At 71.3% G+C, this 16,247-nt stretch carries 13 protein-coding genes; 8 read left to right on the top strand and 5 right to left on the bottom strand.

Annotated features, from left to right (window positions below; all coding sequences use genetic code 11):
• The first annotated feature begins 13 nt into the window (after positions 1 to 13).
• Entirely contained in the window at positions 14 to 1,894 is a 1,881-nt protein-coding gene (locus VGL85_RS19545) for an acetyl/propionyl/methylcrotonyl-CoA carboxylase subunit alpha (protein WP_331590688.1), read from the top strand.
• On the opposite strand, the gene VGL85_RS19540 is transcribed toward VGL85_RS19545, so the two are convergent.
• On the bottom strand, positions 1,891 to 2,694 hold the full coding sequence (locus VGL85_RS19540) for a helix-turn-helix domain-containing protein (protein WP_331590687.1): 804 nt from the start codon (positions 2,692 to 2,694) through the stop codon (positions 1,891 to 1,893). The two genes, VGL85_RS19545 and VGL85_RS19540, sit on opposite strands and share 4 nt — an antisense overlap.
• 123 nt (positions 2,695 to 2,817) lie before the next feature.
• Between VGL85_RS19540 and VGL85_RS19535 the strand changes: the two genes are divergently transcribed.
• Complete coding sequence (locus tag VGL85_RS19535) at positions 2,818 to 3,723, top strand: alpha/beta fold hydrolase (protein ID WP_331590686.1); 906 nt, start codon at positions 2,818 to 2,820, stop codon at positions 3,721 to 3,723.
• A 34-nt stretch (positions 3,724 to 3,757) separates the two neighbouring features.
• Here the strand turns inward: VGL85_RS19535 and VGL85_RS19530 are convergent, their stop codons facing one another.
• The 4 genes from VGL85_RS19530 to VGL85_RS19515 are packed head-to-tail and all read right to left on the bottom strand — an operon-like array spanning position 3,758 to position 8,276.
• Positions 3,758 to 5,086: an acetyl-CoA C-acyltransferase gene (locus VGL85_RS19530; RefSeq protein ID WP_331590685.1), complete on the bottom strand. Its 1,329-nt coding sequence runs from the start codon at positions 5,084 to 5,086 to the stop codon at positions 3,758 to 3,760.
• A 33-nt stretch (positions 5,087 to 5,119) separates the two neighbouring features.
• Positions 5,120 to 6,097, bottom strand: a complete 978-nt coding sequence (locus tag VGL85_RS19525; RefSeq protein ID WP_331590684.1) for a hypothetical protein — start codon at positions 6,095 to 6,097, stop codon at positions 5,120 to 5,122.
• Positions 6,094 to 7,344, bottom strand: a complete 1,251-nt coding sequence (locus tag VGL85_RS19520; protein WP_331590683.1) for a CoA transferase — start codon at positions 7,342 to 7,344, stop codon at positions 6,094 to 6,096. The genes VGL85_RS19525 and VGL85_RS19520 overlap by 4 nt, the downstream gene beginning before the upstream one ends.
• Positions 7,345 to 7,346: 2 nt before the next feature.
• Positions 7,347 to 8,276, bottom strand: coding sequence for an aldo/keto reductase (locus VGL85_RS19515; RefSeq protein WP_331590682.1), 930 nt, complete (start codon positions 8,274 to 8,276; stop codon positions 7,347 to 7,349).
• A gap of 260 nt (positions 8,277 to 8,536) precedes the next feature.
• On the opposite strand from VGL85_RS19515, the gene cpaB reads away from it, so the two are divergent.
• From cpaB to VGL85_RS19485, 6 genes are read left to right on the top strand one after another with little or no spacing between them, the layout of a single operon-like run.
• On the top strand, positions 8,537 to 9,511 hold the full coding sequence (gene cpaB, locus VGL85_RS19510; protein WP_331590681.1) for a Flp pilus assembly protein CpaB: 975 nt from the start codon (positions 8,537 to 8,539) through the stop codon (positions 9,509 to 9,511).
• 17 nt (positions 9,512 to 9,528) lie between these two features.
• Positions 9,529 to 11,250 carry a type II and III secretion system protein family protein gene (locus VGL85_RS19505; RefSeq protein ID WP_331590680.1) on the top strand — a complete coding sequence of 574 codons (1,722 nt, stop codon included), beginning with the start codon at positions 9,529 to 9,531 and terminating at the stop codon, positions 11,248 to 11,250.
• A 9-nt stretch (positions 11,251 to 11,259) separates the two neighbouring features.
• Positions 11,260 to 12,438, top strand: coding sequence for a hypothetical protein (locus VGL85_RS19500; protein ID WP_331590679.1), 1,179 nt, complete (start codon positions 11,260 to 11,262; stop codon positions 12,436 to 12,438).
• Entirely contained in the window at positions 12,438 to 13,940 is a 1,503-nt protein-coding gene (locus VGL85_RS19495; protein WP_331590678.1) for a CpaF family protein, read from the top strand. The genes VGL85_RS19500 and VGL85_RS19495 overlap by 1 nt, the downstream gene beginning before the upstream one ends.
• Positions 13,937 to 14,896 carry a type II secretion system F family protein gene (locus VGL85_RS19490; protein WP_331590677.1) on the top strand — a complete coding sequence of 320 codons (960 nt, stop codon included), beginning with the start codon at positions 13,937 to 13,939 and terminating at the stop codon, positions 14,894 to 14,896. The genes VGL85_RS19495 and VGL85_RS19490 overlap by 4 nt, the downstream gene beginning before the upstream one ends.
• 13 nt (positions 14,897 to 14,909) lie before the next feature.
• A complete protein-coding gene (locus VGL85_RS19485) occupies positions 14,910 to 15,860 on the top strand; it encodes a type II secretion system F family protein (RefSeq protein ID WP_331590676.1) in 951 nt (316 codons plus the stop codon).
• The last annotated feature ends 387 nt before the right edge of the window (positions 15,861 to 16,247 follow it).

Raw genomic sequence — 16,247 nt, 5'->3', positions numbered from 1 at the left:
GAATGGCGCCCTGATGTTCAGTTCCGTCCTGGTCGCCAACCGCGGCGAGATCGCCCGGCGCGTCTTCGCCACCGCCCGGCGGATGGGGATCGCCACCGTCGCGGTCTATTCCGAGGCCGACGCCGGCGCGGCCCACGTGGCCGACGCCGACCGCGCCGCGCTGATCGGCCCGGCCGCGGCGCGCGAGAGCTATCTGGTCCCGGAGAAGATCATCGCCGCGGCCAAGGCCACGGGCGCCGAGGCGATCCATCCCGGCTACGGCTTCCTGTCGGAGAACGCCGACTTCGCCGAGGCGGTGGCCAAGGCCGGCCTGGTCTGGATCGGCCCGCCGCCCGCCGCCATCCGCGCCATGGGGCTGAAGGACGCCGCCAAGGCCCTGATGCAGAAGGCCGGCGTGCCGGTGACGCCAGGCTACCTCGGCGAGGACCAGGCCGACGCGACGCTGGCCAGCGAGGCCGCCCGCATCGGCTTCCCGGTGCTGATCAAGGCGGTGGCCGGCGGCGGCGGCAAGGGCATGCGCCGCGTCGACAATGCCGCGGACTTCGAGGCCGCCCTGGGCGCGGCGCGGCGCGAGGCCAAGGCCAGCTTCGGCGACGACCGGGTGCTCTTGGAGACCTATGTCACCCGCCCGCGCCACATCGAGGTGCAGGTGTTCGGCGACAGCCACGGCCATGTGGTCCACCTCTATGAGCGCGACTGCTCCCTGCAGCGCCGCCACCAGAAGGTGATCGAGGAAGCGCCCGCGCCCGGCATGGACGCCGCCACGCGCGAGGCGGTGACCAGCGCCGCGGTCAAGGCGGCCCAGGCGGTGAACTACGTCGGCGCGGGAACCGTGGAATTCATCGCCGACGCCAGCGCCGGCCTGAAACCCGACCGCATCTGGTTCATGGAGATGAACACCCGTCTGCAGGTGGAGCATCCGGTGACCGAGATGGTGACCGGCCTCGACCTGGTGGAATGGCAGTTCCGCGTCGCGGCGGGCGAGGCCCTGCCGGCGAACCAGGCGGCCATCGGGCTCACCGGCCATGCGGTGGAGGCCCGGCTCTATGCCGAGAGCCCCGCGACCGGCTTCCTGCCCTCGACCGGAACCCTGGAGCACTTCGTCCTGCCGCCGACGGTCCGGGCCGACGCCGGCGTGGTCGAGGGCGGCGAAGTCACGCCGTTTTACGATCCGATGATCGCCAAGCTGATCGCCCATGCGCCGACCCGCGAAGCGGCGCTGGCCGAGCTGGCCGACGCCTGCGACGCGGTCGAGGTCTGGCCGGTGAAGACCAACGCCGGCTTCCTGGCCCGCTGCCTGGAGGCGCCGGACTTCATCGCCGGCGACGTCGACACCGGCTTCATCGAGCGGAACCTCACCGAGCTGACCGCGCCACCCGAACCGTCGCCCGCGGCCCTGTCGGCGGCGGCCGACGCGGCCATGGCGGTGGACGAGGCGGCGGACCCCACGCCCTCGCCCTGGCGCGACCTGGCCGGCTTCCGCCTGAACGCGCCGCCCGCCGACAGCGTGCGGCTGTTCCGGCTCGGCAAGCCGGTGGTGGCGCGGTTCGATCCGGAGGTGGCCGAGCGTTCGGTGCTGATCACCGACGAGGACGAGATCGTAGTCTTCGAGGCGGGCGCGGCCTTCGGCTTCCTCGGCCATCCGCCGGCCGGCGGCGAGGCCGGCGGCGGCTCCGACGGCCAGATCCGCTCGCCCATGCCGGGCAAGGTCACCGGCCTGTCGGTCAAGGCCGGCGACAAAGTGACCAAGGGCCAGGGCCTGCTGACCCTCGAGGCCATGAAGATGGAGCACGCGCTCACCGCGCCCTTCGATGGGACGGTGGACGAGGTGGCCGTCGCCCTGGGCGCCCAGGTCAGCGAGGGCGCGGTGCTGATGACGCTCAGCCCCGCCTAGCGGGCGAAGGCCGCGGCGGTCGCCGCGTCGGCCGGCAGGAAGGTCTCCAGGGCGAGCTCGGCCAGGGTCACGTCGCGCGGCGTGCCGAACACGGTGGTGGTGGAGATGAAGCTCAGCAGGCCGCCGCTGGTCCGCAGGCGCAGCGGCACGGCCACGCCGCCCAGGTCGTCTGCGTAGGCCTCGCCCGGATCGTCCACCGGATAGGCCGAGACCTCGTCCTCCAGCGCCGCCAGCACCGGGTCGGCGGTGGCCTCGATCTGGGCGCGCAGGTTGTGCAGCAGGTGGCCGCGCCATTGGGCCAGGTTGGCGATGCGCGGCGCCAGCCCCTTGGGGTGCAGGGCCAGGCGCAGGGTGTTGACCGGCCCGGCCGCCAGTTCCGGGGCGACGCCGGCCAGCATCGGGGCGACCGCGGCGTTGGCGGCGATCACGTTCCAGTGGCGGTCGAACACCAGGGCGGGCCAGGGCTCGTGGCCGGCCAGCACCAGGTCGATGGCGCGCCGCGCGCCGGCCAGCGCCGGATCGTCCAGCGACCGCTCGGGGAAGGCCGGCGCGTAGCCGGCCGAGAGCAGCAGCACATTGCGGGCGCGCAAGGGGACCTCGAGCTGTTCGGCGAGCGTCAGCACCATCTCGCGGCTGGGTTGGGCGCGGCCGGTCTCCACGAAGCTCAGGTGACGGGTCGAGACCCCGGCGTCGAGGGCGAGGTCCATCTGGCTGAGACGCCGCCGCGCGCGCCATTCGCGCAGCATTGGGCCGACGGCCGGGCCAGTCGGCTTCGAGGTTCGCACGGCGGCTTCACGCATATCGACGCTCCCATCGGACGGCCGATCTAAGCCGCCCCGCCGCGCCAAGGCCATTACCTGACGCGTAATCGACGGCATGACCGGCGGGTGATGGGCTCAAGGCCAACCGCAAAGGAGCCCCCGATGAACCGCCGCAACCTGATCGAAGCCGCCATGCTGACCGCCGGCGCCGCCGCGACCCTGGCCGCCACCGCCGAGGCTGCCCCCAGGCGCGCTCGGCCGGCGACCATCCGGACCAACGACGGCCTGGCGCTGGCCTACGAGGACTGGGGATCGGGGCCACCGGTCGTGCTGGTCCACAGCTGGGCCCTGCAGAAGGCCATGTGGCGCCAGCAGATCCCCGCCCTGACCCAGGCGGGCTTTCGGGTGGTGGCCTATGACCGCCGCGGCCACGGCCGTTCCGACGGCAACGGCCAGGGCTATGACATGGACACCCTGGCCGACGACCTCGCCTGCGTCATGGACCAGCTCGACCTCAAGGGCGCGATGCTGGTGGGCCACTCGATGGCCGCCGGCGAGATCGTCCGCTACCTCTCGCGCCGTGGCGCGGCCCGGGTCGCCAGGATCGCCCTGCTGGCGCCGACCACGCCCTATCTGATGAAGACCGCCGACCATCCGCAGGGCGGCGTCGATCCCGAGGCCCTGGCCCGCACGCGCGCGGCCATGACGCGGGACTTCGCCGGCGCGATCGCCGACAACGTAGGGCCCTTCTTCACCCCGGACACCCATCCCGCGACCATGCGCTGGTGCGTGGACATGCTGCTGGCGACGCCGCTGAGCGTCGCCATGGCCACCAACCGGGCCTATTTCGAAGTGGACTTCCGGCCCGACGTGAAGGCGGTCAAGCTTCCCACCCTCGTGGTGCAAGGCGACGCCGACGCTTCGGCGCCCCTACCGTTCACCGGCCAGCGCACGGCGGAGATGATCGCGGGCGCGCAACTCCTGGTGCTGAAGGGCGCGCCGCATGGGCTGTTCCTCACCCACGCCGAGGCGGTGAACCGGGCGATCATCGACTTCGCCAGGTCCTGACGGGCGTTCCGGCCTGATCCCCCAGGCTTGGGCGTCAGTCGCGGCGGAGCAGGGTCACCGTGCCTTGCCCGCCGTCCGCGCAGATTGAGACGATGGCGTGGGCGCCCTTGGGCATGGCCCAGAGCTCCTTGATGGCCTGGCTCAGGATACGCGCGCCGGTGGCGCCGAAGGGATGGCCGATGGCGATCGAGCCGCCGTGCGGGTTCAGCCGCTCCATGGGGAACTTGCCGAGCTTGGCCGTGACCTTGGCCTTGGTCTTCAGGAATTCGGGATCCTGGATCGCCTTGATGTGGCTGGCGACCTGGGCGGTGAAGGCCTCGTGCAGCTCCCAGAGCGCGATGTCGCCATAGGTCAGGCCGTTGCGGGCCAGGAGCCGCGGGATCGCATAGGCCGGCGACATCAAGAGGTACTCGTTGAACAGGTCGATGGCGTTGACCTCATAGTCCACCAGACGCGCGCGCGGGACGTCGGCGGGCAGGCGCTTCAGCCCCTGATCGGTCGCCACCCACATGGCCGCCGCCCCGTCGGTGAGCGGGCTGGAGTTGCCGGCGGTGAGCGTGCCGGCCCCGCTGGTGCGGTCGAAGGCCGGCTTCAGGCGGCCCAGCGCCGCCATCGAGGTGTCCGGGCGGATGATGCCGTCGCGGCCGAGCTCGTCCATCCGCAGGACCAGGTCGTCGAAGAAGCCGGCCTGCCAGCCGGCGGCCGCCTTCTGGTGGCTGGCCAGCGCCAGCTCGTCCTGTTCCTCGCGGCTGATCTGCCAGCCCCTGGCCATGTCCTCGGTGTGCTCGCCCATGGACTTGCCGGTGGCGCGGTTCTTGATCTGCGGGATGAACAGCCGCACGTCGCTGAGCCGGGTCCCGGTCACCGCTGCCCAGCGTTGACCGCCGGTCCGGGCGTCCATGAACTTGCGCAGGTCGTCGGAAAGCCCCTGCGACAGGCCGATCTGGATGCGGCTCATGGCCTCCGCCCCGCCCACCAGGGCCAGGCTGCGCCCCTTGTCGTCCAGCATGCCCGCCGCCTGGAAGGCGCCCATCATGCTGGTGGAGCAGGCCATGATCGTCGACGAGGCCGGAATGGTCGCATCGCCGCCCGCCGCCACCACGGCCTCGCGCGCGAGATTGGAGACGGTGAGGTTGGGGATCACCGCGCCCCAGTTCACCAGGTCCGGCCGCCCGCCCTTCGCCAGCATCGCCTTCATGACCGGCACGGAAAGGTCCAGTGCGTCCATCCGGGCCAGCGCCCCGCCGGCCTTGGCGAAGGGCGTGCGCAAGCCTGCGACGAACCAGACGCCGAACTCGTTCCTTGGGCGGCTGGCGACGGTCCGGGGTTTGGCGGCGGCGCGGGTCCTGGGGACGGTGGCCATGGCGGGTCTCCTGATCCGCCCTACAGATGAGCCTCAGGGCTTCGCTTTGGAAGCCGCCGCGGCCTTCTCCCTGGCCCGCGCGCCGGCCAGGATGTCGGGCAGCGCGTAGTTCCCCTCGTGGCAGGCGAACTCGTAGATCGGCTTGTCACTGCGATAGAGCGAATATTCCGCCAGCCAGGGGGCCGTGTAGACCCCTGGATCGACCACCGTGTACTGGTAGAGCAGCTCGGTCTTCGACACCCGCGTATAGCGCTCGATCACCTTGGCCTTGTCGGACACGAAGAACGTCGGGAACGGCCGGATCGTGTCCTTGGCCGGAAGGCCGATGGTCTCGATCACCAGGGTCTCGCCTTCCCAATGGGCGATGGAGTCGCCGAGCAGGCCGGCCTGCAGAAGCGGGCCATGCTTGTCGGTGAACGGGATGATCCGCAGGTCCGGGCCGTATTCGGTCAGGATCACCACCGCGTCGCGGGTCTGGACGAACTGCCGCGGGTTGATGTCGCCGGTGCTGGCGATCGGCGGCTGGCCCCAGCCCACGACGCAGCGTTCCCAGTTCGGCCGCACCTCCGGGCCGTCGGTGGGGAAGGGCGGCTCGGTCTGGGTCCGCAGGGCCTGTTCGATGAACCGCAGCTGGCCGCGCATGGCCCGCGTCAGGGGCAGCATGCCGTCGGCGGGCTGCACCACCTGGCGGGTGCGCCACTGGCCCTGGACGAGGGCCGGGCTCGACCGTTTGGGGTCGGCGCGGATTTCGGCCACCTCCGGGTCCTGGGCGAAGATCGCCAGCCCGCCGGCCTCGGTGTTCAGCTTGCGCGCGTACGCCTGCGCCTCGGCCTTCGGGAGCGTCAGGCTCGGCGTATCGGGCCGGGCCTCCATCGGCAGCACGAAGTGGGTGTTCCAGACGCCTTGGAGGTCCGGCTGGCCGAAGGCGTTCTTCGGCGCATGGTAGTCGGCCGCCGCGGCCGTCCCGCCAAGCAACACTGCGACGGCGAAGATCAGCGCCCGGGGTGTCATCGCCCGTCAGCTCCCGCCACCAGCCTTGCGTCGTGCAGGCGGCCGATCTCGCCGGAGGTGAGACCCAGCACCTGCGCCAGGACCTCGTCCGTATGCTGGCCCAGCCTCGGCGCGGGCCGCACGGCCTGGCGGGCGTCGGGCAGCACGGCGCCCATGGCCCCGGGCGTCGGATAGCTCAGGCCGCTCGGATGACGCACGACCTCGAAAAGCGGATTGTCTTTATAGAGACGCCGATCCTCCAGGGCTTCGACCATGGTCTGATAGGCGCCCCAGGTGACGCCGCCGGCGTCGAGCGCGGCGGTCAGCGCCGCGGCGTCCTTGGCCGCGAAGGCGCGCTCGAACAGCGGATAGAGCCGCGCACGATGGGTGAAGCGAAGGCCCTCGTCGGCGGCGAAGGAGACGCCGAGCCCAGCCTCCAGGTCCGCCACCGCCGCGGTGAGGCCCAGCGCCTCAAGCGCCTTGGCCCACTGGCGCGGCGTCACGCACAGCAGCATCAGCCGCTGGCCGTCGCGGGTGGTGAAGTCGCGCCCGAAGGCGCCGTAGAGGTCGTTGCCCATGCGCGGGCGCGGCGCGCCGGTCGTCAGGGTCTCGGCGGCGAAGCCCAGGTTGGCCATGGTGGCCGCGCCGACGTCGGAGAGCGGCACGCGGATCTCGCGCCCGCCCTCGCCGCGCAGCCGCGCGACCAGCGCCGCCATCAGGGCGAAGGCGCTATAGGCCCCGGTCAGCAGGTCCCAGGCGGCCAGCACGTGGTTCACCGGCCGCGCATCGTCCGTGGGCCCGGTCATCAACGGCAGGCCAAGTGCGGCGTTGATCGTGTAGTCCATCCCCTGCGATCCGTCGGCCCAGCCCATCACCCGCACGCAGATCAGGTCGCGGTTGAGCGCGGCGAGCGTCGCATAGGAAAGGAACCCCTCCACCGGAAAATTGGTCACGAACATCGCGCCATCCGCGCCGCCGGCCCCGCCGGGCGCGGCCGCCAGCCGCTGGGCCAGTTCGCGGCCCTCTGGGCGGGAAAGGTCGAGGGCGATCGACTTTTTGCCCTTGTTCAGCCCCTCCCAATAGAGGCTGTCGCCACCCCCCTCTTCGGTCCTTGGGGTGAGCGGCCAGCGGCGAAAGTCCGGACCGCCGCCGATCTGGTCGAAGCGGATCACCTCGGCGCCCATCTGCGCCAGGTAGAGCCCGCAGGTCGGCCCGGCCACGAAAGCCGAGCCCTCCACCACGCGCAGCCCTTTCAACAAGTCGTACACCGTTACTTCACCAGCTCGCCGACTTCCTTCACCTCCTCAGGGGTCAGCTCCCAACCGGCGGTGGCGGCGTTGGTCCTGATCTGCTCGGGGCTGGTGGCGCCGGCGATCACCGAGGAGACCACCTCGTGGCCGAGCAGCCAGGCGAAGGCCAGCTCCAGGATGGTGTGGCCCCGCGCGTCGGCCCAAGCCTCCAGCGCCTCGACCTTGTCGAAGTTCTTGTCGCTGAGCGCGGCGGCGCCACGCGCGCCCCAGGCGGCGAGCCGCGTGCCCTCGGCCGGCTTTTCGCCGCGCTTGTACTTGCCGCTGAGCAGGCCCGAACCCAGCGGGAAGAACGGCAGGAAGCCCAGACCGAAGTGCTCGCACGCGGGCAGCACGTCGAACGCCACCTTCCGCTCCAGCAGTGAGAACTGGTTCTGGGCCGAGACGAAGCGCGTGGCGCCGGCGGCTGTCCAATCAGCGTCTGCAATCTGCCAACCGCTGAAGTTGGAGTTGCCGATGTAGCGGACCTTGCCCTGGCTCACGAGGTCGTCGAGGGCGCGCAGCGTCTCGTCGATCGGCGTGTCGGGGTCGGGCTGGTGGAACTGGTAGAGGTCGATCCAGTCGGTCTTCAGCCGGCGCAGGCTGTCCTCCACCGCGGTCATGATCCAGCGGCGCGAGCCGCCCTTCTTGCGCTCGTCGCCGCCGATGGCCATGCCGAACTTGGTGGCCAGCACGATCTCGCCGCGGCGCTTGCCCAGCGCCTTGCCCAGGAACTCCTCGGACTTGGTCCCGCCGTAGATGTCGGCGGTGTCGAACAGGGTGACGCCGGCGTCGATGGCCGCGCCGACCACCGCGTCGGTGGCCTTCTCGTCGATGCGCATGCCGAAGTTGTTGCAGCCCAGCCCCACCTCGCTGACCTTCAGGCCCGAGGTTCCCAGACGGCGCGTCTTCATTTTCGTGTCTCCCAACGGCGGCGGTTGTCCTGCGCGCCAGCCCGACGGCCTCCCGCTCAAGGCGCAGGCGCGACCCTAGCCGCAAGCGGCGCCTCGACGAAAGGGGGCGAAACCGCGCCCGGCCGGCGGGCCGTGCCCTCTGCGCCTCTTCACCGTTCAGAAAGCTTGACGCGGAATTCACTAGGTTTGTTGGGGATATCGCAAGTGTCGGACTCCTAAGGTCACGTTCCCAAAAGGTTTTTTGGTGAGCGGTTTATCCCATGCGCGTCGTCACCATCGTCAGTCTCGGGGCCTGCGCCCTGTTCGGCCTCGGGGCCCTCGTGGTCGCCAAGACCATGATGCCCGCCCAGGCCTCGGCCAAGGTCGCCACGGCGCCAGTCGCCGGCGTGCCCGTCGTGGTCGCCAAGGCGCCGTTGAAGTTCGGCGAGAAGCTGGACGCCTCGAAGCTCCAGATCCTCAACCTGCCGTCCAATGCGGTCCCCGACGGGTCGTTCAGGACCACCGCGGCGGTGCTCGCCCAGGACAGCGGCGGCCCGCCGGTGGTGCTGACGCCGATCGCGGCGCGCGAGCCCCTGTTGCCGGCCAAGCTGTCCGGGCCGGGCGCGCGGCCCAGCGTCGCCGCCGAGATCGGCGACGGCCTGCGCGCCTACACCATCAAGGTCACCGACGTGACCGGCGTGGGCGGCCACGCCCTGCCGGGCGACCGGGTGGACGTGATGCTGATGCGCGACCTGTCCAACGACGGCCAGCGCCACAACTACGTTTCCCAGGTGGTGATCCAGGACGTGCGCGTCCTGGGCGTCGACCTGAACGCCGACCTGAGCTCCAACAAGCCCGCGACGCCGAACACCGCGACCCTCGAGGTCTCGGTCGCCGACGCCCAGAAGCTGGCGGTGGCCGGCGACCTGGGCAAGCTGTCGCTGGCGCTGCGCAGGACCGGCTCGGCGGAAATCTCCAAGACGTCAGTGATGCACACGGCCAACATCGTGGGCGGCGACGCCCGGCCGGCGACGCACGTGCGCCGCATGGTCATGGCCCGGGCCTACCTGCCGCCGGCCCCCGCGCCGATGATCACCGTCGTCGCGGTCAGCACCCATAAGGACGGCTTCGCGGCGCGGGCGCCCAAGGCGGCGCCGGCCCCGAAGCTGGCCGACAGCATCCAGGCCCTGCCCAAGGCCGACTCCGGCGCCGCGGCCTCGCTGAGCGCCGCGGCCCAACCCAGCCACGCGTCCTGAGTATCCGGGAGTTTATGATGACCCAGCGCCATCTGGCCGCGCTCTTGGCCGCCCTGACTGCGGCCACCGCCGCGGTCGTCGCCCAGCCCGTAAGGGCCGACCAGTTCGCCAGCGAAGCTGCGCCGAGCCGCACGATCAGCGTGCCGAAGGACAAGTCCCTGTCCTTCCGCCTGGACGAGCCGGCCACCAAGATCGTCGTGGCCCAGCCCGACATCGCCGAGGTGGTCGCCACCACCGACCGCAGCTTCTATGTCCGCGGCCTGGATGTGGGCGCGACCAACCTGCTGGTCTACGGGCCCGGCGGACGCCTGATGCAGGTGATCGACGTGCGCGTCGGCGTCGACGCCCAGTTGCTGCAGGCCGACATCGCCCAGGCCCTGCCGAACGAGCGCATCCAGGTCCGCACCATCGGTGACGGCGTGCTGCTCACCGGCAAGGTCTCGAACGCCGGGGTCGCCCTGCGCGCCAAGGCGATCGCCGAGAAGGCCGCGCCCGACCAGGTGGTGAGCATGCTGGACGTGGCCGGCTCGCAGGTGGTGCTGGAGGTTCGCGTCCTCGAGGCCACCCGCGCGACCGCCCAGGACCTGGGCGTCGGCCTGGAGTTCGGCAACCAGTCCTTCGTGGGCCAACAGGGCGCCAACGTCGTCGGCCACCCGATCATCCCTCCGGGCGGCCAGTTCCCGCTGGTGGGCCTGCTGGGCACTACCCCGCCGATTGGCGCGGTCAACATCGTGGGCGCCATCGGCCACACCGCCATCGACGCCCAGCTGGCGGCGCTTGAGACCAAGGGCATGATCCGCACCCTGGCGCGCCCCAACCTGGTGGCCATGTCGGGCGAGAAGGCCAGCTTCCTGGCCGGCGGCGAGTTCCCCTTCCCGATCCCGAGCGGCCTTGGCCAGATCTCCATCGAGTTCCGTCAGTACGGGGTGAAGCTGGACTTCACGCCCACGGTCGAGGACGACGGCAAGATCAAGCTGCTGGTGGCGCCGGAGGTCAGCGCGCTCGATCCCACCAATACGGTGCGCATCGACAACGTGACCGTTCCGGCCCTGACCGTGCGCCGCGCCAACACCACCGTCGAACTGCGGGACGGCGAGTCCCTGGCGATCGGCGGCATGTTCCAGCACACCGCCCAGACGGATATCAGCCAGATCCCGGGCCTGGGCAATATCCCGATCCTGTCGGCCCTGTTCCGCTCCACGCGCTACCAGCGCAACGAGACGGAGCTGCTGATCATCGTCACGCCCAAGCTGGTGACCCAGGGCGACATCGACTCGGCGAAGGACCGCACCATCGCCGGCGTCGAGCCCGGCATGGCGGGCTTCCTGCTGAACGGCAACGCGCTGGACAAGCCGCTGGCGCGCGACCTGAAGGGCCCGGTGGACGATCCCTCGCGGGGCCGTGCCGCCGCCCCGGCCGCCGTGGCCGCTGCGCCGATCGCCAAGCCCGCCACCCTGGCGCTGCGCGGCGAAATCCCGCCGCCGCCGATCCAGGCCGCCGCCGCTCCGGCTGCGGTTGCGGTTTCGGCTCCAGTTCCGGCCCCGGCTCCGGTCGTGACCCAGGCCCTGGCCCCCGTCCAGGCTCCCGTCCAGGCCGCCCAGGCGGCCCCGGAACCGGCCCAGGCTGCGCCGGAACCGGCCAAGGCCACGGGCGAGGCGGCGACCGAAGTCGCAACCGCGCCGGCCGCGGCCGACAGCCCGATCCAGACCCAGACCGAAGTCCCCGCGCCCGGAAAGTAAGCGTCCTCCATGAGTCCCCAGTCCAGCACCTCTCTCCTGACCGGCCGCCGGGTCCTTGTCGTGGGGCCGGCGTTCGCCGCCCTCGCGCAGGGCCCGCTCGCCGGCGCCGTGCTGGAGCAGGCCGGGCTGGAGCGGCTGATCGGCATCGGGCGCGGCGACGCCGATCTGATCCTGATCGACGCCGACGCCTTCGCGCCGCCCGCGCTGGCCGCCGGCGTGCAGGCCCTGGCGCTCGCCGCCGCGCCGCCGCCGGTGCTGGTGGCCGGCGCCCACCTGCCCGCGGCCGTGGCGCGCGACCTGCTGCGCCTGGACCGCTCCGACATCCTGGACGCGCCGTTCGCGCCGGAAGCGCTGACGGCGGCCGTCGCCGGCCTGCTCACCCAGCCGGAACCGGCCGCGCCGACCGTGCCGCAGGCCCATGACGTGGCCCGCTGCTGGGCGGTGATCGGCGCGGTGGGCGGATCGGGCGCCTCGACCATCGCCGTCGAGATCGCCACCCAGCTCTGCGGCCGCCAGGCCAAGGAGAAGAGCGTCTGCCTGATCGACCTGAACCTGGCCGACGGCTCCGCGCCGGCCTACCTCGGCGCGACGCCGAGCCTGCGGCTGGGCGACCTGGCCGCCGCCGCCGACAAGCTGGACCCGGCCATGCTGCAGGCCTTCGTCACCCCGGTGACCAAGCAGCTCGACCTGCTGGCCGCGCCGCGCGACCCGGGCGCGTTCGAGCTGGTCGGCCGTGAGACGATCCTGCGCCTGCTGGAATGCGCCTGCGACAGCTACGATTGGGTGGTCCTCGACCTGCCGCGCCATCGCCGGCCCTGGACGCTGGAAGCGCTCGGCGGCTGCGACGAGGTGCTGGTGGTCTCCGAGCTGACGGTGCCGGCGCTGCTGGCCGCGCGGTCGCTGAGCGACGAGATCGAGCGCGACCTGGGCAACGGCAACAAGCCGCGGATCCTGCTGAACCGGGTCGCCAGCCGCATGTTCGGCCCCGCGCCGTCCACCGCCGAGGCCGAGCGCGCCCTGCAGCGCAAGGCCGAAGCCGGCATCAGTTCCGACTGGGAGGCCGCCGCCGCCTCGGTGAACCTGGGCGGGCCGATTTCCACCCACCGGCCCAAGTCGAAGATCGTCAAGGACATCCAGGCGCTGGTCGAGCGCCTGGCGGCCCAGGCGCAAGCCACGAAGGCCGCCTGATGGGTCGTTTCGGACTCTCCAGCGCCCGGCCCGAGGCCGAGCCCGCCGCCAGCCCGGCCGCCGCGCCGGCGCCGGCGCCCATGGCGGCTGCGCCCATGTCCGCTGCGCCCGCCGCCGCGGCTGCGCCCGCGCCGACCCCAGCGCCAGCGCCCGCACCAGCGGCGCCGCAGGCTTCCGCGCCGCCGCGCGGCGGCGTCGCCCCGCCCGCGGCCAAGGGCGCTCCGCCCTCGCACCTCGACACCCGCCTGCGCCTGCACGCGCGGCTGATCGAGGAGCTGGACCTCGCCAAGCTCGACAAGCTCGACGAGCGCGACATGCGCCGCGAGGTCATGAGCCTGACCGCGGAGTTCGCCCGCTCGGAGCGGATGGCGCTGAACAACGCCGACCTGCAGGAGCTGGGCGCCTCGATCTTCGACGAGATGGTGGGCCTGGGGCCGCTGGAGCCCCTGCTCAAGGACGACAGCATCAACGACATCCTGATCAACGGGCCGTTCCAGGTCTATGTGGAGCGGCGCGGCGAGCTGGAGCTGACGCCGATCCGGTTCCGCGACAACGACCACCTGCTGCGCATCGTCAACCGCATCGTGGCCGCCGTGGGCCGCCGGATCGACGAGAGCCAGCCGATGGTGGACGCCCGCCTGGCCGACGGCAGCCGCGTCAACGCCGCCATCGCCCCGATCGCCATCGACGGCGCCTCGGTCTCGATCCGGAAGTTCTCCAAGAAGCCGCTGACGCTGGAGCGCCTGGTCGAGGTGGGCGCGATGCCCAAGTGCGTCGCCGACTTCATGTACGGCGCGGTCCGCAGCCGCGTCTCGACGGTGATCTCCGGCGGCACCGGCTCGGGCAAGACGACCCTGCTCAACGCGCTGTCGGCGGCGATCAGCGACGGCGAGCGGACCATCACCATCGAGGACGCCGCCGAGCTGCAGCTGCAGCAGCCGCACGTGGTGCGCCTGGAAACCCGGCCGCCGAACATCGAGGGCAAGGGCGAGATCCGCCAGCGGGAGCTGGTGAAGAACGCGCTGCGGATGCGTCCCGACCGGGTGATCCTGGGCGAAGTCCGTTCGGAAGAAGCCTTCGACATGCTGCAGGCCATGAACACCGGCCACGAAGGCTCCATGGCCACCATCCACGCCAACAACCCGCGCGAGGCGATCGGCCGCCTTGAGCAGATGATCGCCATGGGCGGCCTGTCGCTCAGCCCCGACGCCATGCGCCAGCAGATCGCCTCGGCCATCGGCCTGATCGTCCAGGTGATGCGCCTGTCGGACGGCAAGCGGAAGGTGACCCACGTCACCGAGATCACCGGCATGGAAGGCCAGGTGGTGCAGATGCAGGACATCTTCACCTTCAACCGCACCGGCACCGATCCGGACGGCACGGTGCACGGCGAGTTCCGCGCCACGGGCCTGCGCCCGCGCATCCTGGATGAAATGACCCGCCGCGGCATCGCCTACGACGTCGCGAATTTCGATCCCTCCCGCGCCCTGTTGGTGTCATGAAGTTCGACGCGAACCTCGTCTTCCTGATCCTGGTGTTCGCCGCCGTGTTCACCGCCGGCCAGGCGGTGATCGGCATGGTCTCGGTCGCCACCCAGAAGCGGAAGGTCAACAAGCGCCTGAAGGTCGCCGACAAGGTCGACGGCGTTTCGGCCCTGGTCATGGAGCTGCGCAAGCAGCGCGGCCTTTCCGCCGACGGCGAGAAGGGCAAGGGCCTGCAGTGGCTGTCGAACCTGATCGTCGCCTCCGGCGTGCCCTACAATCCGAAGAAGTGGATCGCCTATGCGGCGATGGCCGGCATGGTCTGCGGCATGGCCGTCGCGGTGGTCACCAAGAACATGCTGCTGTTCCCCATCGTCGCGGTGGTGGTCGGCGTCGGCGGCCCCATCGCCTACCTGAAGTACATGGTCGGCAAGCGGGCCAGGGCGCTGGGCTTCCAGCTGCCGCAGGCGCTGGAGATCATCGTGCGCTCCCTCGAGGCGGGCCACCCGGTGCCGACCGCCATCAACCTGGTGGGCCGCGAAATGGTCGACCCGATCGGCTCGGAGTTCGGCATGGCCGCCGACGAGATCGCCTTTGGCGCCACCATGGAGCAGGCGATCGCGCGCATGGCCGAGCGTTGCCAGCATCCCGACGTCGACCTGTTCGCCGCCACCGTGCGCCTGCAGGAGCGGACCGGCGGCAACCTGACCGGCCTGTTGAAACTGAACGCCGGCACGGTGCGCGAGCGCCACAAGATGCGCCTGAAGATCCAGGCCGCCTCCTCGGAGGGCCGCGCCTCGGCCCTGATCCTGACGGCGGCGCCGTTCATCGCCATGGGCTTCATCGTGATCTCCTCGCCGCACTTCTACGGCGACGTGATCCACGAGCCCCTGGTGAAGTGGGGCCTGGTGGGCCTGGGGATCTGGATGTTCCTCGGCAACATGGTCATGCGGCGCATGATCGACATGCGGCTCTAGGGGACGACGCGCGATGCCGATCCAGACCCTGATCACCATCATCGGCGCGGTGTTCGTCCTGGCCAGCGTGGGCGGCGTCGCCTGGCTGGCCGCCGGCGAGCTGCGCCTGCGCGCCATCCGCCGCGGCCGCCTGGCCACCGCCGGGGGCCTGATGGCCACCGCCAACCGCCGCGGGCGCGATTCCGGCGGCGGCATCGGCGGCCAGATGCTGGGCCAGATCCGCAGGCTCGGCCAGCAGAGCGCGGTCAAGGACCCGGCGAAGCTGTCGGTGCTGCGCTCGCGCCTGATGCAGGCCGGCTTCTACAACCGCGAGGCGCCGGTGATCTACCTGGGGGTCCGCGCCGCGTCCCTGGCCGCCGCCACCCTGGGCGTGATCGCGATCCTGCCGCTGATCGTCGGCGGCAAGGCCGGCATGATGGGCGTGCTGGTGGCCTCGGTGCTGTCGGGCGCGGCGATCATCGGCCCCGACCGCGTGCTCTCCATGCGCAAGTCGACGCGCGAGCGGGAGTATTCCGAGGGCTTCCCCGATCTCCTGGACCTGCTGGTGGCCTCGGTGGAGGCCGGCCTGTCGCTGGACGCCGCCGTCACCCGGGTGACCGAGGAGCTGGCGCGGCGCTATCCCAACCTGACGGTTCACCTGCGCTTCCTGGTGCTGGAGCTGCGCGCCGGCAAGTCGCGCAAGGACGCCTGGAGCGCCTTCGCCGACCGCCTGGGCATCGACGACGCGCGCCAGCTCGCCACCATGCTGCGCCAGGCGGAGGAAATGGGCACCAGCCTTGGCGAGACGCTCACCGTGTTCTCGCAGGACATGCGCTCGAAACGCATGCTGCGCGCCGAGGAGAAGGCGCTGGCGCTGTCGGCCAAGCTGACCGTGCCGCTGATCATCTTCATCTTCCCCTGCCTGCTGGGCTCGCTGATGCTGCCCGCCGCGGCGCGCCTGATGAAGGTGTTCGGGCACCACTAGGCGCCGCGAAGGGAAGTCAGGAACCCCGGAACACAGGGACCACACGGACGGATTCCTCCGGCCGCCTTCCGCGTGGGTTCGTGGCTTTGATTTCCACTCATCCCGGCGAAAGCCGGGACCCATAGGGCGCACGGGGCCTGGGCGCCGTCCGCACGAGCGCATCAATTCAGCTTGGGTCCCGGCTTTCGCCGGGATGAGCGGATATTTGGATCAGCCGGTGTCGGCGAGTGGGGGCTGGGCGCTGGTGTTGGCCGGCGCAAACCGTTCGGCGGTGGTGATGACCAGCTCACCGGTAAGGCGCATGTCGCGGGCGAGCGTCTCGGCCAGGACCGCGATGGGCATCTCGGCGAAGCCTGGGGCGTCGCAGGCTTCGTAGAGGCGCGCGTC

Origin of the sequence: Phenylobacterium sp., from assembly GCF_036501465.1 — a bacterium.
Taxonomy (GTDB): Bacteria; Pseudomonadota; Alphaproteobacteria; order Caulobacterales; family Caulobacteraceae; genus Phenylobacterium.
This window is presented reverse-complemented; position numbering and strand designations above follow the sequence as displayed.

Bases quoted from the DNA above. Each gene is read 5' to 3' on its own strand.
- VGL85_RS19545 (WP_331590688.1), top strand. From the start codon at position 14: ATGTTCAGTTCCGTCCTGGTCGCCAACCGCGGCGAGATCGCCCGGCGC.
- VGL85_RS19540 (WP_331590687.1), bottom strand. From the start codon at position 2,694: ATGCGTGAAGCCGCCGTGCGAACCTCGAAGCCGACTGGCCCGGCCGTC.
- VGL85_RS19535 (WP_331590686.1), top strand. From the start codon at position 2,818: ATGAACCGCCGCAACCTGATCGAAGCCGCCATGCTGACCGCCGGCGCC.
- VGL85_RS19530 (WP_331590685.1), bottom strand. From the start codon at position 5,086: ATGGCCACCGTCCCCAGGACCCGCGCCGCCGCCAAACCCCGGACCGTC.
- VGL85_RS19525 (WP_331590684.1), bottom strand. From the start codon at position 6,097: ATGACACCCCGGGCGCTGATCTTCGCCGTCGCAGTGTTGCTTGGCGGG.
- VGL85_RS19515 (WP_331590682.1), bottom strand. From the start codon at position 8,276: ATGAAGACGCGCCGTCTGGGAACCTCGGGCCTGAAGGTCAGCGAGGTG.
- cpaB (WP_331590681.1), top strand. From the start codon at position 8,537: ATGCGCGTCGTCACCATCGTCAGTCTCGGGGCCTGCGCCCTGTTCGGC.
- VGL85_RS19505 (WP_331590680.1), top strand. From the start codon at position 9,529: ATGACCCAGCGCCATCTGGCCGCGCTCTTGGCCGCCCTGACTGCGGCC.
- VGL85_RS19500 (WP_331590679.1), top strand. From the start codon at position 11,260: ATGAGTCCCCAGTCCAGCACCTCTCTCCTGACCGGCCGCCGGGTCCTT.
- VGL85_RS19495 (WP_331590678.1), top strand. From the start codon at position 12,438: ATGGGTCGTTTCGGACTCTCCAGCGCCCGGCCCGAGGCCGAGCCCGCC.
- VGL85_RS19490 (WP_331590677.1), top strand. From the start codon at position 13,937: ATGAAGTTCGACGCGAACCTCGTCTTCCTGATCCTGGTGTTCGCCGCC.
- VGL85_RS19485 (WP_331590676.1), top strand. From the start codon at position 14,910: ATGCCGATCCAGACCCTGATCACCATCATCGGCGCGGTGTTCGTCCTG.